Source organism: Blautia sp. MSK18_10 (genome assembly GCF_020553185.1).
Taxonomy (GTDB): domain Bacteria; phylum Bacillota; class Clostridia; order Lachnospirales; family Lachnospiraceae; genus Blautia_A; species Blautia_A wexlerae.
The window spans coordinates 1-18,240 of the sequence record NZ_JAJCGT010000040.1; the positions used below are offsets into that span (position 1 = coordinate 1).

Annotated in this window: 18 protein-coding genes; 13 read left to right on the forward strand and 5 right to left on the reverse strand. The window is 43.5% G+C overall.

Annotated features, from left to right (window positions below):
* Positions 1-139: 139 nt before the first annotated feature.
* Positions 140-784 carry a hypothetical protein gene (locus tag LI074_RS13825; protein ID WP_055060435.1) on the reverse strand — a complete coding sequence of 215 codons (645 nt, stop codon included), beginning with the start codon at positions 782-784 and terminating at the stop codon, positions 140-142.
* 267 nt (positions 785-1,051) lie between these two features.
* On the opposite strand from LI074_RS13825, the gene LI074_RS13830 reads away from it, so the two are divergent.
* Positions 1,052-2,089: an Rpn family recombination-promoting nuclease/putative transposase gene (locus LI074_RS13830; RefSeq protein WP_179962980.1), complete on the forward strand. Its 1,038-nt coding sequence runs from the start codon at positions 1,052-1,054 to the stop codon at positions 2,087-2,089.
* 159 nt (positions 2,090-2,248) lie between these two features.
* On the opposite strand, the gene LI074_RS18220 is transcribed toward LI074_RS13830, so the two are convergent.
* Together LI074_RS18220 and LI074_RS13835 are read right to left on the reverse strand one after the other, a co-directional pair.
* A complete protein-coding gene (locus tag LI074_RS18220) occupies positions 2,249-2,701 on the reverse strand; it encodes a DUF4143 domain-containing protein (protein ID WP_081018994.1) in 453 nt (150 codons plus the stop codon).
* Complete coding sequence (locus tag LI074_RS13835; RefSeq protein WP_055060434.1) at positions 2,643-2,945, reverse strand: hypothetical protein; 303 nt, start codon at positions 2,943-2,945, stop codon at positions 2,643-2,645. The genes LI074_RS18220 and LI074_RS13835 overlap by 59 nt, the downstream gene beginning before the upstream one ends.
* Between LI074_RS13835 and LI074_RS13840 the strand changes: the two genes are divergently transcribed.
* On the forward strand, positions 2,929-4,089 hold the full coding sequence (locus LI074_RS13840) for a recombinase family protein (RefSeq protein ID WP_173698291.1): 1,161 nt from the start codon (positions 2,929-2,931) through the stop codon (positions 4,087-4,089). The genes LI074_RS13835 and LI074_RS13840 overlap by 17 nt on opposite strands.
* A gap of 57 nt (positions 4,090-4,146) precedes the next feature.
* Here the strand turns inward: LI074_RS13840 and LI074_RS13845 are convergent, their stop codons facing one another.
* Positions 4,147-4,893, reverse strand: coding sequence for a lysophospholipid acyltransferase family protein (locus tag LI074_RS13845; RefSeq protein ID WP_025580669.1), 747 nt, complete (start codon positions 4,891-4,893; stop codon positions 4,147-4,149).
* Between the two features lie 253 nt (positions 4,894-5,146).
* On the opposite strand from LI074_RS13845, the gene LI074_RS13850 reads away from it, so the two are divergent.
* The 9 genes from LI074_RS13850 to LI074_RS13890 all read left to right on the forward strand — a co-directional run bounded on the left by LI074_RS13850 (position 5,147) and on the right by LI074_RS13890 (position 14,039).
* Complete coding sequence (locus LI074_RS13850; protein WP_025580668.1) at positions 5,147-5,569, forward strand: protease complex subunit PrcB family protein; 423 nt, start codon at positions 5,147-5,149, stop codon at positions 5,567-5,569.
* Between the two features lie 22 nt (positions 5,570-5,591).
* A complete protein-coding gene (locus LI074_RS13855) occupies positions 5,592-7,142 on the forward strand; it encodes a DUF3794 and LysM peptidoglycan-binding domain-containing protein (RefSeq protein WP_025580667.1) in 1,551 nt (516 codons plus the stop codon).
* Positions 7,143-7,301: 159 nt separating this feature from the next.
* Positions 7,302-8,180 carry a 4-(cytidine 5'-diphospho)-2-C-methyl-D-erythritol kinase gene (ispE, locus tag LI074_RS13860; RefSeq protein WP_055053552.1) on the forward strand — a complete coding sequence of 293 codons (879 nt, stop codon included), beginning with the start codon at positions 7,302-7,304 and terminating at the stop codon, positions 8,178-8,180.
* Positions 8,170-8,889: a GntR family transcriptional regulator gene (locus LI074_RS13865; protein ID WP_008707732.1), complete on the forward strand. Its 720-nt coding sequence runs from the start codon at positions 8,170-8,172 to the stop codon at positions 8,887-8,889. Before ispE ends, LI074_RS13865 begins: the two co-directional genes overlap by 11 nt.
* Before the next feature lie 146 nt (positions 8,890-9,035).
* Positions 9,036-10,559, forward strand: coding sequence for a spore germination protein (locus tag LI074_RS13870; protein ID WP_044996809.1), 1,524 nt, complete (start codon positions 9,036-9,038; stop codon positions 10,557-10,559).
* Positions 10,556-12,241 (forward strand): GerAB/ArcD/ProY family transporter, encoded by a 1,686-nt coding sequence (locus LI074_RS13875; protein ID WP_055058669.1) that lies wholly within the window; start codon positions 10,556-10,558, stop codon positions 12,239-12,241. The genes LI074_RS13870 and LI074_RS13875 overlap by 4 nt, the downstream gene beginning before the upstream one ends.
* 130 nt (positions 12,242-12,371) lie before the next feature.
* Positions 12,372-12,647: a hypothetical protein gene (locus LI074_RS13880; RefSeq protein ID WP_055058668.1), complete on the forward strand. Its 276-nt coding sequence runs from the start codon at positions 12,372-12,374 to the stop codon at positions 12,645-12,647.
* A 42-nt stretch (positions 12,648-12,689) separates the two neighbouring features.
* On the forward strand, positions 12,690-13,511 hold the full coding sequence (murI, locus tag LI074_RS13885) for a glutamate racemase (RefSeq protein WP_055058667.1): 822 nt from the start codon (positions 12,690-12,692) through the stop codon (positions 13,509-13,511).
* Between the two features lie 81 nt (positions 13,512-13,592).
* On the forward strand, positions 13,593-14,039 hold the full coding sequence (locus LI074_RS13890; protein WP_020993305.1) for a DUF1934 domain-containing protein: 447 nt from the start codon (positions 13,593-13,595) through the stop codon (positions 14,037-14,039).
* Positions 14,040-14,162: 123 nt separating this feature from the next.
* Here LI074_RS13890 and LI074_RS13895 read toward each other — a convergent pair whose 3' ends face one another.
* On the reverse strand, positions 14,163-14,618 hold the full coding sequence (locus LI074_RS13895; protein WP_022379933.1) for a hypothetical protein: 456 nt from the start codon (positions 14,616-14,618) through the stop codon (positions 14,163-14,165).
* A gap of 349 nt (positions 14,619-14,967) precedes the next feature.
* On the opposite strand from LI074_RS13895, the gene LI074_RS13900 reads away from it, so the two are divergent.
* A complete protein-coding gene (locus LI074_RS13900) occupies positions 14,968-16,731 on the forward strand; it encodes a polysaccharide deacetylase family protein (RefSeq protein WP_320443423.1) in 1,764 nt (587 codons plus the stop codon).
* Positions 16,732-16,767: 36 nt separating this feature from the next.
* Positions 16,768-18,222: a polysaccharide deacetylase family protein gene (locus tag LI074_RS13905; RefSeq protein WP_055058666.1), complete on the forward strand. Its 1,455-nt coding sequence runs from the start codon at positions 16,768-16,770 to the stop codon at positions 18,220-18,222.
* The last annotated feature ends 18 nt before the right edge of the window (positions 18,223-18,240 follow it).

Consider the following 18,240-nt stretch of genomic DNA (forward strand, 5'->3'; position numbering starts at 1 on the left):
CATCACGTTTCCAAGCGTGGCAGTATGCGTAGTAGGTTCCCTGCTGTACATATTTGAATGTAGTAGAGGTCTGAACCTGATTCTTGTTTACGGAATCATAATCTTTGTTTGTGATGCAGTCGCGGTCTGTAGAGATTACTTAGTCGTAACCTGCAGCACCTTCGGAAGCACCAGAAAGGATTACAGTCGCTTTGTTGCCAACAACTTTAACACTGCTGATCATTAGAGCATCTGGTTTTTTATTTTCAGCTTTACCTTCTGCCTGTACAGTCTTTGAACCAGTATAGTTCTTAGATGTAGATTTGGCAGCTACTGTATAAGTATCATCACTATTCTTTGTAACTGTATATTCAGATACTGGAACTTTGATAGTATCATTAATTACAGTTGCTACACCATCTTTAATAGTAACATCATAATTAGCAATTGTCTGTTTGTCAATACCCCATTTATCCAGATCACTTGCATTAATTGTACCAGAAACGGATACAATACCAGTAAATTCGGCAGATTCAGAAACTGAAACATCAACACTGAGATCATCAGATTCAACAACTGCCTGAGCCATTGGAGCTTCTGTTGTTTCTTCTTCAATAGCTGGAGTTTCTATTGTATTATCGCTAAATTCAGTAACCGGAGCTTCAGTAGCTACAGCAGCATCAAAATCATCACTGAACTCAGCAGCCCATACCGGCACATTAGAAGTAGCAAGCATTGCAACAACAAGTGACATACTTAATGTCTTTTTTGCCACGCCCTTCTTTGTGTTTTTAATCTTTGTCATGATTATAGTTCCCCTTTGGGTAGTGGATAGGTTAATTTTTGATTAAAAAGCACATTCTCTGATTAGAAATTCATGCACGACCCTGAAAAAATAGTTATTTATAACTGCCTTTTTTACGTATTAGAGCGGTATTTTTGTAGTTATATGCTCTTTTACAGCTGACGAAATAAAAAAAAGAACAAATTAAACAAATCGACTCTGCACTTTTCAGATTTTTAATAATTTTTATAGTTCCTTTCGTGGAAACAAGGTAATAATTATGCTATATTGATAACAGAAATAAATCAACGGGAGGTGCTGGATACGGCGGAAAAAAATAAGATCAAACCAGATACCATACTGAAGAACTTCTGGAGAGACAACAGACATTTTGCGGATCTGTTCAATGCAGTATTTTTTAACGGGGAACAGGTGCTGAAGCCGCAGGATCTTACAGAAGCAGATACGGATGTTTCCTCCATGCTGAAATTTAATGGTCATGCGGAAACAGTACAGAAGATCCTGGATGTTGTAAAGAAGACGGCATATGGTGTGGACTTTGTTCTCTGGGGACTGGAAAATCAGGCAAAGATCCACTATGCGATGCCGCTGCGCCATATGGTTGGAGATGCATTTTCTTACATGAAAGAATATGATGAGATTGCAGCAGTAAATAAGAAAAACGGGGATTTCCATTCAGCGGATGAATTCCTGTCAGGTTTTAAGAAGACCGACCGGCTGCATCCGGTGATTAGTCTGTGTGTATATTATGGAGAAAGTGAATGGGATGGTCCGTTTTCCCTGAAGGATATGCTGGAGATCCCCGAAAAGATAGAATCACTGGTATCTGATTACCGTATGAACCTGGTACAGGTAAGATCAAGTGGAGAACTATGTTTCAGCGATCCGGACGTAAATATGGTGTTTGACGTGAGCCGCTTGATCTATGCCAGGGATTATACGAAGATCAATGAAGTTTACAGGGATCATAATATTCCGGCAGATCTTGGACTTGTGATAGGAGCCATTACAGAATCACAGAAACTGATTGACCATGCTTTGGAATCGGAGCAGAAAGGGGGACAGATCAATATGTGTAATGCATTGGAAGAGTTAAGACAGGAAGGTGTTGAAGAAGGTCGACAGGAAGGTCGACAGGAAGGCCGTCAGGAAGGCAGATGGGAAGGTATCCTTGAAGGCATTCGTGCGACTGTAAGGACCTGCAGGAATTTTAATATAAGTGAGACAGATACAGTCAGAAACATCATGAATGAATTTTCCCTGTCACAGGAAGAGGCTGTTAATTATGTAAAAAAATACTGGTAAATGGAAAACTCTATCAGGAAGAGCCTTAACAATGCGTAAAAAGTTTTCAGCCATATCAGAGAGATATGGCTGAAGATGTTTTTTCTTCGTTTCCGAAGATGTGAAAGCGAGAAGAACTATCGGCCGGAGTCTGCTTTTGCCTGTTGTATCTGCCACGTTCTATATGCAAAATACCGCATATAAAGGCACGATCTGATAAGCTTCTTTTTGCCTGAAGTCTTCGGCAGAGATTAAATACATTTGCGTGGGTGCAGGAGAGAGAGAAGATTTATTCAGCTGCATAAGGTTCCTGCATTTCTGATGTGGGGTGGTGCGGTAGTCTATGGCAATAAAATGACTGTTTTTGGACAGTAAAAAGGGAACTTCCGCCTGGTTGCCGCTGGACCAGTAGGAGAGGGCATAGCCATTCCGGATAAAGTGCTGTGCCAGAAAGGTTTCGATACAGGCTGTACCGGCGGTGGTTTCTTCTCCTGACAGAAGCTGGAAGGCAGGGATTTTCAGTATGCATGAGCATAATCCGGTGTCAACAGGATACAGATGTAAGGAGCTTTTGCTAGGTGTCAGGTACCAGCAGGAGCTTCTTTTCTTTTTTGTATTCCATAATGGCAGCAGGCATTCCGCCGATGATCAGATAGAGACGGAACTGTGACAGGGCTTTTTCGTGGAGTTTCTTTCCCATTGAGCTGAAATCGGAGAAATGATTGCGGATTTCTCTTGTAAGGGCAAACTCAGCATTGGCCCACAGAAATTCTTCAAAATCCAGTGGATACAGAGTCAGGATATCAAAGTCGTGGACGGAGAAAGAATCAGAGTTAACCACACCTTTATAGATAGAGGCAATGTTAAATATCTGCATTGTGTTTGCGCAGCTGGAACGTGAGACTATTCAGAAGCGTGTCAGCGACGCATATTATTCCAGAAGTCAGAAAGGTTTTCGCATGGGCGGCAAGCCTCCTTATGGTTATCGGCTTGAGGAGATCCTGATGGAAGGAATCCATACAAAGAAGCTTGTGGAAGAACCCGGGGAAGCGGCAATTGTGCGGGAAATTTTTGATATGTACGAACAACCGGACACTTCTTATGGGGATATCACCAGATATTATGCGGAAAAGGGAGTGCAGTTCTACGGAAAGGAACTGATACGTTCCATGTTGGCCCAGCTTCTGAGAAATCCGGTATATGTGCGGGCTGATATGGATGTGTATCGTTTTTTCAGGAGTCATGGAACCAATATAGTAAGCAGTCTGGAGCAGTTTGACGGGATTCATGGATGTTATCTTTATCAGGGGCGGGATGCGCAGACAGATAAGCTGCAGAATCTTAAGGGACATATGCTGGTGGTGGCACCTCATGAGGGGCTTGTGTCTTCGGAGCAGTGGCTGAACTGCAGGATCAAGCTTATGAGAAATAAAACGATTCAGGCCAACCGAAAAGCTGTGAATACATGGCTGGCAGGGAAAGTGAAATGTGGCAATTGCGGATACGCACTTATGAGTATTAAAATACAGTCCGGTAAACAGTACCTGAGATGTACGAAGCGTCTGAACAACAAAGCCTGCCCGGGGTGCGGGAAGGTTTATACTGAAGATGTGGAGAATTATGTATATAAAGAGATGGTACGTAAGCTGCGCGAAGGACAGTCTCCTGCCTCTTATACGAAGTTAAAGGAAAATCCGCAGGTAAAGCAGATTTACAGGGAGATTGAGGAAATGGAAAAGGAGATTTCTCTGCTTGTGGATTCTCTGGCAGGTGCCGGAGAAACACTGACAGATTATATCAATCAGAGAGTGGAAGAAATAGACCAGATGCATCAGTTAAAGCTGGAGAAATTATCGGTGCTTGCGGAGAATCATGCGACACCGGAGCAGATGGAAAAGGTAGCATCTAATATAAGTCTGTGGGGAGAGATTGATTTTGAGGAGAAGAGGTTTACAGTTGATAAGATGATCAGGTCACTTAAGGTATTTCCCGGATCAGTCCAGATACAATGGAAATTCTGATATATAACAGTCCGGCAGAGCGTAAATTTTTGTCTTTACGCTCTGGTGATGGTCTTATTATTTTTCGGTCAGTGGTTTGTTCTTTATAAGCATTTTGCGAATTACGTTTTGCGTATATTCTCCGACATGCCTCTTATCTTCTTTGCTCAGTTCATCCGGATAGATCGGCTTACCGTATTCTACTACAACTCTTGCAGGAGATATCTTCGGGAAGTGTGCCTCGAAAATGTTGGCTGAATTGCTGATCGCAATTGGGATGATCGGGCATTTGGCCTTGGTAGCGATTTTGAAGCTTCCTTCATGGAAGGGAAGCATGTCCAGCTCATCTTTATTTCTGTTTCGGGTTCCTTCCGGGAAAATACAGATGGAAATTCCGGATTTTACTTTGTCTACTGCGGTCAGGATCGTTTTGAGTCCCTGTTTGATGTCTTTCCTGTCAAGGAAGAGACAGTGGAGATAACGCATCCATGTGGAAAGAAGAGGGATTTTCTCCATCTCTTTTTTGGCAATGTAGCCTGTACGGATCGGACAGCGGGAGTAAGTAAGAAGTATGTCGAAGTAGCTTCTGTGGTTGCCGATATAAAGTACAGGTGTGTCCTTTGGCACATTTTCTTCTCCGATCACAGTAATTTTTGCACCGGTGATCTTAAGGATAAATCGGAATACTGCCTGGATGATCCTAAGGGAGCTGATATCCTTTTTTTCAGGAGAAAATCTGCCGATGATCCATTCGACCAGCAGGATGGGGATGGACAGGATCAGGTATCCGATCACAACAATACAGACGAGGATAAATCGTATCATTCGTTAATTCCTTTCCGGGCATTATATAATGCTGATGCCCATATATAAGTATAGAAGTTATTATAAGGAATTATGAGATATCCTGCAAGAAATAAATTATGGTATAACGATTTTTTGGCGTTAAATAAATCATTCCGGACGGGATTCTTTCCTGCAGAAAAGCAGTTACTGTCAGATATATAGCATAGAGTATGGTAATAACAGGGCTGTATCCGGCATAGAATATTTAGCGAAGAATGAGCAGGGGTGCATTATGGGCAAAAGGACAGGAGGACTGCTCTGTGTGTTGCTGTTGGCTCTTTTGCCGGCGGGCTGTCAGTTTATCAGGATTGAGGAGGGCGAACGTACACCTCTGGAATATACGATCGTAAAGCAGGAGGAAATTCCGGAAGAGATTTCAGAACTGATGGAACAGAAGAAAAAGAATGTATTTCAGATGACTTATCAGGTGGGAGATATAAGATATCTGATGAAGGGATATGGAGAGCAGCTTACAGGAGGGTACAGTATTCAGGTGGAGGAGGTTTCCGAATCAGAGAACGCAGTATTCTGCAAGACAAGGCTGATAGGTCCGGAGAAAGCGGATGCAGGCAGTGAACCGTCTTATCCCTGTATTGTCCTGAAAATTAGAGAAACAGAGAAACCGATAGAATTTTTGGGTTTTATCATAAAGTAAACAGAGAAAGGAAGGAAGCAGGTTGGAATTAAAAAAAGAAAGTATTCAGATGCTGCGGATCAAAAACAAAGCGGCAGCGCAGGCGACTTTTGACGAGGACTATAATGTGCCCGATGTGAAACCGGATATCGGGAGACTGGTGCAGAGCAAAGCGGATGTTTCCATGGAGGAAGTGAGGCTGAGTGAAGGAAGAGCGCTTCTTAAAGGGACATTAAATGCAGATTTGCTTTATGTGGGGGAAAAAGAGGGCAGGATTTACAGCCTTTCTGCGAAGCTTCCGCTGGATGAGATGATTAATCTGGAGGGAATCGAAGGGGGAGATAAGCTGTGTCTGAAATGGGAGATTGAGGATCTCAGTGTTCATATGATCCATTCCAGAAAACTGAATATTAAAGCAATTGTAACTTTTTATGCAGTGGTAGATGAACTGGCAGTCGTTGAACTTCCGGTTTCCGCAGAGGATCAGGAAGTCTCTGTGAAAACGGAGAAAATCCGGCTTATGAGTCTTCGTGTACATAAAAAAGATACTCTGCGCATTAAGGATGATATTACTCTTGCGTCAAACAGACCGAATGTAGAAAACCTTCTGTGGTATATGGCTGAACCGAGGAATCTGGATCTGCGGCCGGGAGAGAACAAACTCCGGGTGAAAGGAGAGCTTGCAGTTTTTCTTCTGTATACAGGGTATGAAGAGGAGAATCCACCTCAGTGGCTGGAGTATACCATGCCTTTTTCCAATGAGATGGAATGCAGTGGCTGTATGGAAGATCTGATTCCACATATTGAGGTGTCTCTTCTTCATCAGGGGATAGAGGTAAAGCCTGATCCGGATGGTGAAGAACGTATCCTGCAGGTGGATGTGGTACTGGAATTAAATATGAAAATGTACAGGGAAGAGGAGCATGAACTTCTTCTTGATGCATACAGCCCACACAAAGAATGTGTTCTTCATCGGAAAAAGGAAATGTTGGAAAGTCTTCTGGTACGGAATTTTTCCAGGTGTCGTCTGACAGACCGGATAGAAGTTAAGGAGAGTCAGGGAAAAGTTTTGCAGCTTTGCCACAGCAGCGGTAAGGTAAAAGTAGATAAGACTAGGATTACGGATAAGGGAATTGTGGCAGAAGGAATTGTGGCACTCAAGATCCTGTATATTATTGGAAATGATGAAATGCCGTTTTATTCTATGGATGCCATGCTTCCGTTTACCCATCTGATCGAGGCAGAAGAGATCGGGAAGGATTGCACATATTTACTTCAGGCTGACCTTGAACAGCTTTCCACTGCAATGGCAGATGGGGATGAGATTGAAGTCAAGGCGGCGGTGGGACTGAATGTGCTTGTGTTCAGACAGTGGGAAGAGCAGCTTATTGAATCTGTGGAAGAACAGCCGCTGGATCGTAAGAAACTGGAAAGTATGCCGGGAATTACGGTCTATATTGTAAAGGCCGGAGATACTCTGTGGGATATTGCAAAGAAATTTTATACAACTGTGGATGAGATTTCGGGTGTGAACAGTCTTACGGAAAAAGAGGTAAAGCCGGGGCAGTCGTTAATTCTTGTCAGGCAGGGATGATAATGAAAAAAATTTCCGGAAAAAATGAAAACTCCTATATTGAAAACTAAAAAAAAATGATTTAAAATATGCGCAAAGAGTTTTATTGTATACAAAGTACAAATATAATTGCGAAAGTACAGTTATATACGGATGATATTGTTGGAAACGGAGGATTTTATGCGTTTACGTGCATTGGCGAAGATAAATCTGGGACTGGATATTCTCAGAAAGAGAGAGGATGGCTATCATGAAGTCCGGATGATCATGCAGACGATACAGATGTATGATGTTCTGGAGATGAAGAGGGTGAGGAAGCCGGGGATTTCCCTGTCTGTCAATTATTCCTATATTCCGAATGATGAACGAAATCTGGTGTATAAGGCGGCGAAGCTTCTGATGGATGAATTTCAGGTTAAGGGTGGTGTGGATATCCATCTTGAGAAATTTATTCCTGTGGCAGCAGGTATGGCAGGCGGAAGCTCGGATGCGGCAGCTGCACTGGTGGGGATCAACCGGCTTTTTAAACTGGGACTGAGCCAGAAGGAGCTGATGGATCGTGCTGTGAATATCGGGGCAGATGTTCCGTACTGTGTGATGAGAGGAACTGCCCTGGCAGAGGGGATCGGGGAGAAACTGACCAGGATCACTCAGGTGCCGGACTGTTTTGTACTGATCGGTAAGCCCGGAATCAATGTTTCCACCAAAGCTGCCTATGAGAGCCTTCAGCTGGATAAGATTTCTTCTCATCCGGATATTGACGGGATGATAGGAGATATAGAACGTGGAGATCTTCTGGCAATGACACAGAAGATGGGAAATGTTTTTGAGCCGGGAATTATAGAGAAATATCCTGTAATTGGCGAAATCAAAGCACTGATGGAGAGTCATGGTGCGTTAAAGGCGATGATGAGTGGAAGTGGTCCTACAGTGTTCGGAATCTTTGATGATCGTGAGAAGATGGAGGCGGCAGCAGAGGTTCTCAGAGAGAGCCGGCTGGCGAAGACGGTTTTTGCCACAGAAGTAATGAAAGCAGGAGGGAATACAAATGACAAGTGATTTTTCAGTAAATATGAATGAATATCTTCCATTAAGAGATGTGGTTTTTAATACGCTGCGTCAGGCAATTCTGAAGGGCGAACTGAAACCTGGTGAGAGACTGATGGAGATTGCGCTGGCAGAGAGACTTGGCGTGAGCAGAACTCCTATCAGAGAGGCAATGCGTAAGCTGGAGCAGGAAGGTCTGGTAGTGATGATCCCGAGACGTGGTGCCCAGGTTGCCAATATCACAGAGAAGGATCTGAATGATGTTCTGGAGGTTCGTATTGCTCTTGAGAACGTAGCTATTGAGAAAGCATGTGCCCGTATGACTGAAGAAGAAATGAGGAGACTCTGGCTTGCTGCCAAGGAGTTTGAACATACGATCGCAGAGGGAAATCTTGTTAAGCTTGCGGAGGCTGACGTTGCATTCCATGAGGTTATTTATCAGGCTTCTGATAATAAGAGGCTGATCCAGGTACTCAACAATATGCGTGAGCAGATTTATCGTTATCGTGTAGAATATCTGAAAGAAGGTGAAACACGAGATGTTCTGGTGAAGGAACATGAGGAACTGACAAAGGCGATCAGAGAGCGCGACGTGGAACGCGCGAAACAGCTTTCTTTCCAGCATATCGAGAATCAGAGAATGGCTATCATGCGTTCTATTGAGGCTGAGGATGCAGAACGTGAGCGTGCAGAGAAAGAGAAATCCAGGGGACACAGATAAGAATGGTATAATATCTGAATATCGGGAAATTCTAAGAGAGGCGGGATGCCTCTCTTTTTTTGCGCATCCATGTGTGTATAAGTGAGTTTAGGAATATTGCCGACTGGCAACAGATCTGTCTGGTACATCGAAAACGATGTACCGGTATGAAACGAGGTGGGAAATTATTGAAGAAGCTGGAAGAATCCCGGAAAGTATCTGCAAATCTGAGGGAGAATGAGAAATATCTGCGAAGCAGACTGGAAAATTGCAGTGATATTCTGATCCGTCCCATGCGGCTGGGAGATAAACATAAGGTGGACTGCCTTATGGTCTATATAGAAGTTGCGGTTTCCAACATGATGCTGGATGATTCTGCTCTTGGAAAGATGATCAATCATTTCTGGGAGATTTCGCCGGAGGATATTCAGGAATTTGTCAGGCATAACAGTCTTGGGATCGCAGATGTAAAGAAACTGGAGAATCTTGACGAGTCCATAGATGCCATGCTTGCAGGGAATGCAGTGTTTTTCATAGATGGATATGACAAGGCGATGAAAATCTCCAGCAAAGGTTATCCATCCACAGGTGTGATGGAGGCAGAATCGGAAAAGGTGCTGCGGGGTTCCAGGGAAGGATTTTCGGACAGTGTGAAAAGTAACAGTGCACTGGTAAGAAAAAGGCTTCGTGATACCAGACTCAAGGTGGAAGAATATAAAATCGGTGTGCGCTCTCATACCTTAACGCAGGTGTTATACATGGACGACCTGGTACATGAGGGACTTCTGGAAGAAGTGAAGGAACGGCTGGAAGAATTTCAGATTGACGGAATCCTTGACAGCGGTATGCTTGAACAGCTGACAGAAGATGTGTGGTATTCTCCTTTTCCTCAGTATCAGACAACGGAACGTCCGGATCGTGCTGTGCAGGAAATCCTGAAAGGTAAGGTTGTGATTCTGTGTGATAATTCTCCGGAAGCATTGATTCTTCCGGGAAATTTTAGCAGTTTCATGGAGAGCAGCGAGGACTGGTATCACAGGTTCGAGATGGCTTCCTTTCTCAGAATACTGCGATATCTGGCTGTGATCATGGCGACTGTTCTGCCGGGACTTTACCTGGCAGTGATACGTTTCCATACACAGATTCTGCCATCTGCACTGATACTGTCTTTTGCGGAGGCGAGGGAAGGAGTGCCCTTTTCCAGTGTGGTGGAACTGATTTTTCTGGAACTGGCTTTTGAACTGATTCGGGAGGCTGGGGTGAGAGTTCCGGGATCTCTGGGAAATGCTATTGGCATTGTTGGCGGACTGGTGATCGGACAGGCAGCGGTAGAGGCAAATCTTGTGAGTCCGATCGTGGTGATGATCGTGGCGTTGACTGCGCTTGGCTCTATGACTGTTCCAAATGAAGAGTTTGCAGCAGCATTTCGGCTGGTGAAGTATGGGTTTCTGATCCTGGGAGGTTATCTGGGAATTTACGGAATCGTGCTGGGAGTATATCTGGTTATAGGGCACCTGGCAGGCCTGATAAGTTTTGGTATTCCTTATCTGGTTCCTTTTATAAAGAAAGAACAGAAGGGCAGCAGAGGAGAAGGGGTTCTGAGAGTTCCGCTGCGCAAGAGGGTATTACGACCGCTTTATGCAAGAGAGGAGCAGAAGATCCGTTTGAAGAGAAAGGAGTCCGGTTCATGAGATTTGCAGAGAATAACAGAATTTCCCACAGGCAGCTGTACAGGCAGATGATACTGGCATTACTGGCACCATTTATGCTCTGCGTTTTCGGAAAGGGTGGAATGAACGGAATCAGTGCAGTGGCGGGAATGATTTTTGCGCTGATATTGCTTGGGTTTTATGTAATCTGGCTGATACGGCTGACACCTTCATTTGAAGATCCGGTAAAGTCTGCAGGTGCTTTTGCGGGAAGGCTGATCGGGATTTTTTTCCTAATCTATGTGTTGATGGCGGGAGGATATCTACTGGCGCTTCTCAGGAGGCTGGTTCCTGTAAAGCTGATCACAGGAGTATCCGGCCGATGGATCGCATTCTGGGCAATTCTGGTATGTTCTGTCGGAACCTGCAAAGGTGTACAGAGAAGAGGAAGAATGGCGGAAGTATCAGGTGGCCTGCTTCTTGGCGGGATTATGATAATGATGATACTTTGTGTGCCACAGGCAAAAACGGAATATCTCATGGGAGGAATCCGGTGGGAGGAGCTTACAGTGAGAAATGTCAGTCAGTCTTTTTATGGAACGCTGTGTGCTTTCTCGCCGGTGGCATTGTTGCCATTTCTGTTGGGAAATGTGGAGAAATACGGAAGTGCGGGAAAGACGGTGGCAGGAGGGATCCTGACACTTGGAGGGATTCTTATTGGAATGGAGCTTCTGCTTCCGGCAGTTCTGGGATATGACAGGGTAGCGGCGGAAAGTTATCCGGTCCTGCCTCTGCTGGCAGGCGCAGATCTTCCGGGAAATGTACTGGCCAGATTTGACATCCTGTGGATGGGATTTCTACTTTACAGCCTGCTTTTTGCAATAGGGAGTCTGCTGTATTATGGAAATCAGATTATCGGGAAATCTCATCCTGGTACGGGGAGGTTCTGGCTTCCGGCACTGGTTTTCCTGATTTCGCTTCTGGAAGAAGAGGGAAAAGGAATACTGGATTATTTTGGATGGTGTCTGGCGTATATTTTCGTTCCGGGAATTCTCATCTGTCAGTTTTATATGTTTATCAGAGGAAAGGGACACCGCAGGAAGCAGAGGAAAAGGGCAGTCGGTGTGGTGACCGGGATTTTGTCAGTCAGTCTTTTTATGAGCGGCTGTGGTGCGGCTGTGGAACCGGAGAAGAGAATGTATCCTATGGCACTTGGCGTGGATGCCTCAGAAGAAGGAATCTGTCTTACCTATGGGATGCCGGATCTTTCTGAGAGTACGGGGCAGGGAAAAGAGGAAGAAGATGGCGGTTCCCGGGTTCTGCAGATCAGTGGTGCTGATTTCACCCGGATTGAAAAAATGTATGATCAGTCACAGGAAAAACTTCTTGATATGGGGCATCTGCAGGTTCTGGTCATGGGGAGAACACTGGTGGAGGACGGAAGATGGAGAATGGTGCTGGATTATCTGAAACAGGAGATTTTTGTGGGGGAAGATCTTTATGTGTTTGAAGCGGAGGACGCAGGGGAGATTCTGAACTGGCATGGAGAGGATAATTCATCAGCAGGAGAATATATTACAGGACTGATCCGAAACAGAATGTCAGGAGGAAATATTACGGCTGTGACACTCAGAGAGCTTTTCTATGAAAAATATAAAGAAGATAAAATCCTGCGGCTTCCGATTGTGAAGATCAGAAATGGAAGTCTGGAAGTGGAAGTATAAATCAGGAAAATATTGGCATAATCCAAATATTAAAGTGCTGCCTGGAAATTCCATATAAAATAAGAAAATATATAGGAAAATAACAAAGGCAGATATGGTAACTGATAAGATATAACAGGAGAGAGGGACAATGATGAATAAAAAGAGTAAGAACAAAAAATTAAGAAGAAAACTGTCGTTTGTTCTGTTCGTGGCAGCTGTTGGTGTTCTTATGATGAGAGCAATGCCGGGAATGTCCGGGAAGATAGCAAAAATCGCTGAAAGACGACAGGAACAGGCTGCAGTTACTGCATGGTGGGGGACATTGTACCCGAAATTCTGCTTCTCGCAGTTCCCTGAGGAAAATAAAGGACAGAAAGATGACATAAAGATATCCTTCTGGCTTGCACAGGCTCTTGATTGGTGATAGAATAGTGAGACAATCAATAGAGATGGAGAATAGAAATCAATGAAAATAGACAGAGAGGCACCGATAGGAGTATTTGATTCCGGTGTAGGAGGACTGACTGTTGCGCGTGAGATCATGCGTAATCTTCCTTCAGAAAAAATCGTATATTTTGGTGATACGGCGAGAGTGCCTTACGGAAGTAAATCGAAGGAAACTATCATCCGGTATTCCCGGCAGATCATTCGTTTTCTTCAGCAGCAGCAGGTAAAGGCGATTGTGGTTGCATGTAATACAGCCAGCGCTTTTGCCCTGGATGCAGTGAGGGATGAGTTTGACATTCCCATCATTGGCGTGATAGAACCGGGGGCTAAAGTGGCGGCTGCCCAGACCAGAAATAAGAGGGTAGGAATCATTGGTACTGTGGGAACTGTAGGAAGTGGGATACATGCAGAGTATCTGAAGCATCTGGATCCGGAGATCACTGTTTTCGGCAAAGCATGTCCGCTGTTTGTGCCACTGGTAGAAGAAGGGTGGCTTCATGATCCGGTGACTGATGAGGTCGCTGCCAGATATCTGAAGGAACTTCAGGATAAGCAGGTGGATACACTGATATTGGGATGTACTCATTATCCATTGCTTCGTTCCACCATCAGAAAGATCATGGGAGACGGAGTATGTCTGGTGAATCCGGCTTATGAAACCGCACTGGAGTTGGGAAGGCTTCTGGAGGAAAAAGGACTTGCCGGTGAAGGTACAGGGAAGAATGAATTTCCGTATCGCTTCTATGTGAGTGATCTGGCAGATGAGTTTAAGGCATTTGCCAATTCGATTCTTCCATATGATGTGGAGATGACGAAAAAAATAGATATTGAGAAGTATTAAAAACAGCAGATTACTGAATGGTTATAATATAGATACATAAAAACAGGTTTTGAACAGTATAAAAACAGGAGTATGAGAAGAATGGATAAAGAAGTGCTGATTCATGTAAGGGGACTTCAGACAATGGATGCAGACGGTGAACAGGAACCTCTGGAGATTGTTGTACCGGGACAGTATTATTTCCGGAACGGAAGTCATTATCTGCGCTATGAGGAAGTCATGGAGGATTTTGCAGAACCTACCGTCAATTACATAAAAATTTCCCGGAAGGGAATGGAGGTCCGCAAGAAAGGTGTGGTCAATGTTCATATGGTTTTTGAACAGGGTAAGAAGAATATGACTTACTATACCACTCCCTATGGAACTATTGAAATGGGGATTGCGGCGACGAATCTGAATCTGCAGGAGAGTGATGGCGGTCTTGACATGAAAGTGGATTATGCGCTTGATATGAACCAGGAGCATGTGGCAGACTGTTATCTTGCGATTAAGGCACAGCCAAAGGACTGTAAGAATTTTACAATTTGATCAGATCTGGTAAGTTCTCTGCTTCGCTGCAGATATCTGTCTGATCCAAACAGAAAAAGGTCAGTGATCTGTGTGTATGGATGACACGATTCACTGACCTTTAGTTTATATGTCTGACTGCATTTATCTGGCAGTTTTGTCTTTCTTGAATTTTGCAAAGAAACCTTTCTTTTTGGGAGCCGGTGTCTGAAGGGAACCGCGGATTCCTTTTACGCCTACAATATAAAGACCGCTTACTTCGGCTTTGATTTCTTTCTTAAGCGGGATCAGGTCGAAAACCTTCTCATCTGCGATCATGATCGCAATCTTTGGTCCGATTTTAGCTTTAACGATTGGAAGCTTGGAACGGCGCATAAGTTTAGGTGTCTGTTCAATTACCATCTGAGGAAGTCCGGATTCTTTCAGTGGCATCCTCTTTTTATCGATAACCAGCATGGAAACGGTTTGTTTAGTTGCTTCAATCTGAGCCTGCTGTTCTTCCTGTTTCTTCTGGGCTTTTTTTCCGAAGAAATATAAACCGATCAGTGCAGCGATCAGGATAACAAGAATGACCAGAAGGACTATTGTTACTGTACTCATTTGCATCCTCCCTAATGTATGTGTTTTCACAGGGACTGTTGGTACGGACAGTCCATTGCATAAAAATTATTTTATCATTAAATAAGGTAAAACGCAATTGCAAAAAAAGAATTAATGGATGGAAAGCGGTAGAAATTTACATTATGAAAGGTTATAATTGTAGCAAAACTGTAATGCGACAATATTTGCCGGAGCGAACAGTAATGGGAAATATGCGGAATAGTTAAAGACATTTTTACAGGATGGAATCATAATGTGTGGTTATAATATATGTAACGGGAATTGTGGAGTTATTTTGTGACAGAATAATTTGTGAGTAAAAAACGGATATGATAAAAAGGAGAAAAGCATGAGCGAATTAAAGCCCGACTCTGAGAAGAAAGAGGAGCGACTTTCAGATAAGGAAAAAGTAAATACAGAAAAGACAAATGCAGAAGAACTAAATGCAGAAGAACCAAATGCAGAAGAACTAAAGGCAGAAGAGCTAAATGCAGAAAAACCAAATGCAGAAAAATCAAATGTAGAAAAACTAAATGAAGAAAAACCAAATACAGAAGAGATAAACGAAGAACCTCCGGCAGCAAGCGAGGACGAAGATTTCTTTTTTGATGATAATAAAGCTTATGAAGCCCGTAGGGCAGCCAGACTGGAACGCCGCAATAAACTTCGCCGCAGAAAAAAAAGACTGCGTATCGCAGGCTGCATAGTGGTGGCGGCGGCCGCTGCAATTGGGATTGGAATAGGATTTTACGGGGAAGAACTGCAGAATTTTGTCAGTGAGCAGCAGGTTAAGATTGCGCAGATGGTGAAATCTGCAGACAGGAAAACAGAAGAAGAAAAAACAGCTCAGCAGACAAATGCAGAGGCAGAAGCTGAGAATGCGGTGACACCTGAAGTTCAGGATACGGATGGACTGAGTGAAGAGGACAAAACTCTTTACAGGCAGGCAAAGTATGCTGCAAAACAGTATGATTATGATAAGGCCATAAGTATGCTGCAAAACAGTGAGACTTATCAGACAAGTGAGAAGTTTCAGCATGCGGTTAAGGTTTATCAGAAAAAGAAGGAATCCTGCGTTTCCTGGCCGTTAGACCAGGTGACACACGTCTTTTATCATACTCTGATCAAAGATACCGGTAAGGCTTTTGACGGGGATTACAAGTCAGGAGATTACGATCAGGTTATGACAACGATTGATGAATTTAACCAGATTACTCAGAGCATGTATGATAAGGGATATGTCATGGTCAGCATTTATGACATGGCGACAGCGGATGAGAATGGGAATATGAATGCAGGGGAGATTCTCCTTCCTCCGGGTAAAGTACCGTTTGTGCTTTCGCAGGATGATGTGTGTTATTATCATTATATGGACGGGGACGGATTTGCAACCAAACTTATCGTAGATGAGGAAGGAAAAATCCGCAATGAATATGTGGAAGATGATGGCAGTATTTCCGTAGGCGATTATGATATGGTTCCTCTGATCGATCGTTTTGTAGAGGAACATCCTGATTTTTCTTACAGAGGTGCTAAAGGAATTGTTGCCCTTACCGGTTACAATGGAATTCTTGGTTATCGCACAGACAGCAGTTATGAAACCCGTCCGGATGATCTGGATGCAGATAAAGTAAAATGGCTGGATGAGCATCCGGATTTTAATCTGAATACAGAGAGAGAAAATGCAGCCAGAGTAGCGCAGGCTATGAAAGATGAAGGCTGGCTGTTTGCAAGCCACACATGGGGACATCAGAATGTAAGTCAGATCAGTCTGGAGAGATTACAGGCAGATACACAGAAGTTTAAAGAGAATGTTGATCCTCTGATAGGCGGAACAGATATTATTATTTTTGCATTTGGAGCAGATCTTACCAGTGTTGAAGATTATTCGGGGGAGAAGTTCGAATATCTTAAGAGCCAGGGCTATAATTATTACTGTAATGTGGATTCAAGCCAGTATTTTGTGCAGATCCGCAGTAATTATTTCCGGCAGGGAAGAAGAAATCTGGACGGATACAGAATGTACTATAATCCGGAACTTCTCTCAGATCTGTTTGATGCACAGTCTGTGTTTGATTCTTCCAGACCGGTGCCGGTTCCAACCATGGGGTGAGTATGATCGCTGTGCATAACTGAAAGGGGACAATATATGAGAAAAAGGATAGCATGTGTAACAGCAGCTATTTTGAGTATTTCGTTAGGAGTAAGCGGATGTGGGCTCATTCCGTTTGAACAGGATATTCCATTTCTGAGTTCCAGAGCTGAAAATGTGGAAACTGAGAAAAAAACAGAACAGCAGACAATTGATGAACAGGATGCTGATACAGAGAAAAGTACAGAAGATACACAGCAGGATGATGGTCTGAATGAGGGAGAGCAGACTGACAACGAAGATACAGAAGAGGCAGATGAGAAACAGGAAAATCCTATGGAGCAGGCAGCGCTTATGGCTGTACAGTATGATTATGATGGCGCCATAGAACTGCTTAAGAGTCAGCCGGATTACGAAAGTAATACGGATATGCAGAGTGCAGTTTCGGATTACGAAAATACGAAAGCCACCTGTACAGAATATCCGCTGGAGCAGATCACGCACGTGTTCTTCCATACACTGATCAAAGACACTGCCAGAGCATTTGACGGGGATTCAGACAGTAATGGATATAACCAGTATATGACAACAATTGATGAGTTTAACAAAATCATACAGAGTATGTATGATAAGGGATATGTCATGGTCAGTCCGCACGACATGGCGGTTATCAATGAGGACGGAACTATGTCCAGAGGCAGTATTATGCTGCCGCCGGGAAAAATTCCATTTGTGCTTTCTCAGGATGATGTAAGTTATTATCACTATATGGACGGAGATGGTTTCGCATCGAAACTTGTAGTGGATTCCAATGGTGAGGTTAAGAACGAATATATTGAGGATGACGGAAGTGTTTCCACAGGGGATTATGATATGGTTCCACTGATCGATACTTTTGTAAAAGAACATCCGGATTTTTCCTATCATGGAAGAAAGGGAATCCTTGCAATGACAGGTTATGACGGTGTTCTGGGATATCGTACGGATATTGCATATAAGACCGGAAAAAAACTGCAGGATGATCAGAAAAAATTCCTGAAAGATCATCCGGATTTTAACTATAAGCAGGAAGTGAAAAATGCAAAAAAGGTAGCTAAGGCTATGAAGGCAGAAGGCTGGGAATTTGCAAGCCATACATGGGGACATAAGGATGTGGCTGCCACTTCTCTGGATGATCTGAAAAGAGATGATAAAAAATGGAAGAAATATGTGGCTCCCATACTTGGAGAAACAGATATGATCATTTTTGCATTTGGTGCGGATATCGGAAGCTGGGAAGGATATTCGGCAGACAATGAGAAATATGAGTTTTATAAGAGTCAGGGATACCGCTATTTCTGTAATGTAGATTCCAGTCAGTATTTTGTACAGATTACAGATGATTATTTTCGACAGGGAAGAAGAAATCTGGATGGATACAGAATGTATTATAATCCGGAAATGCTCAGTGATCTTTTTGATGTATCGGAAGTATGGGATTCTTCAAGACCAACTCCGGTACCTGGAATGTAGAAGGGAGTATTGATTATT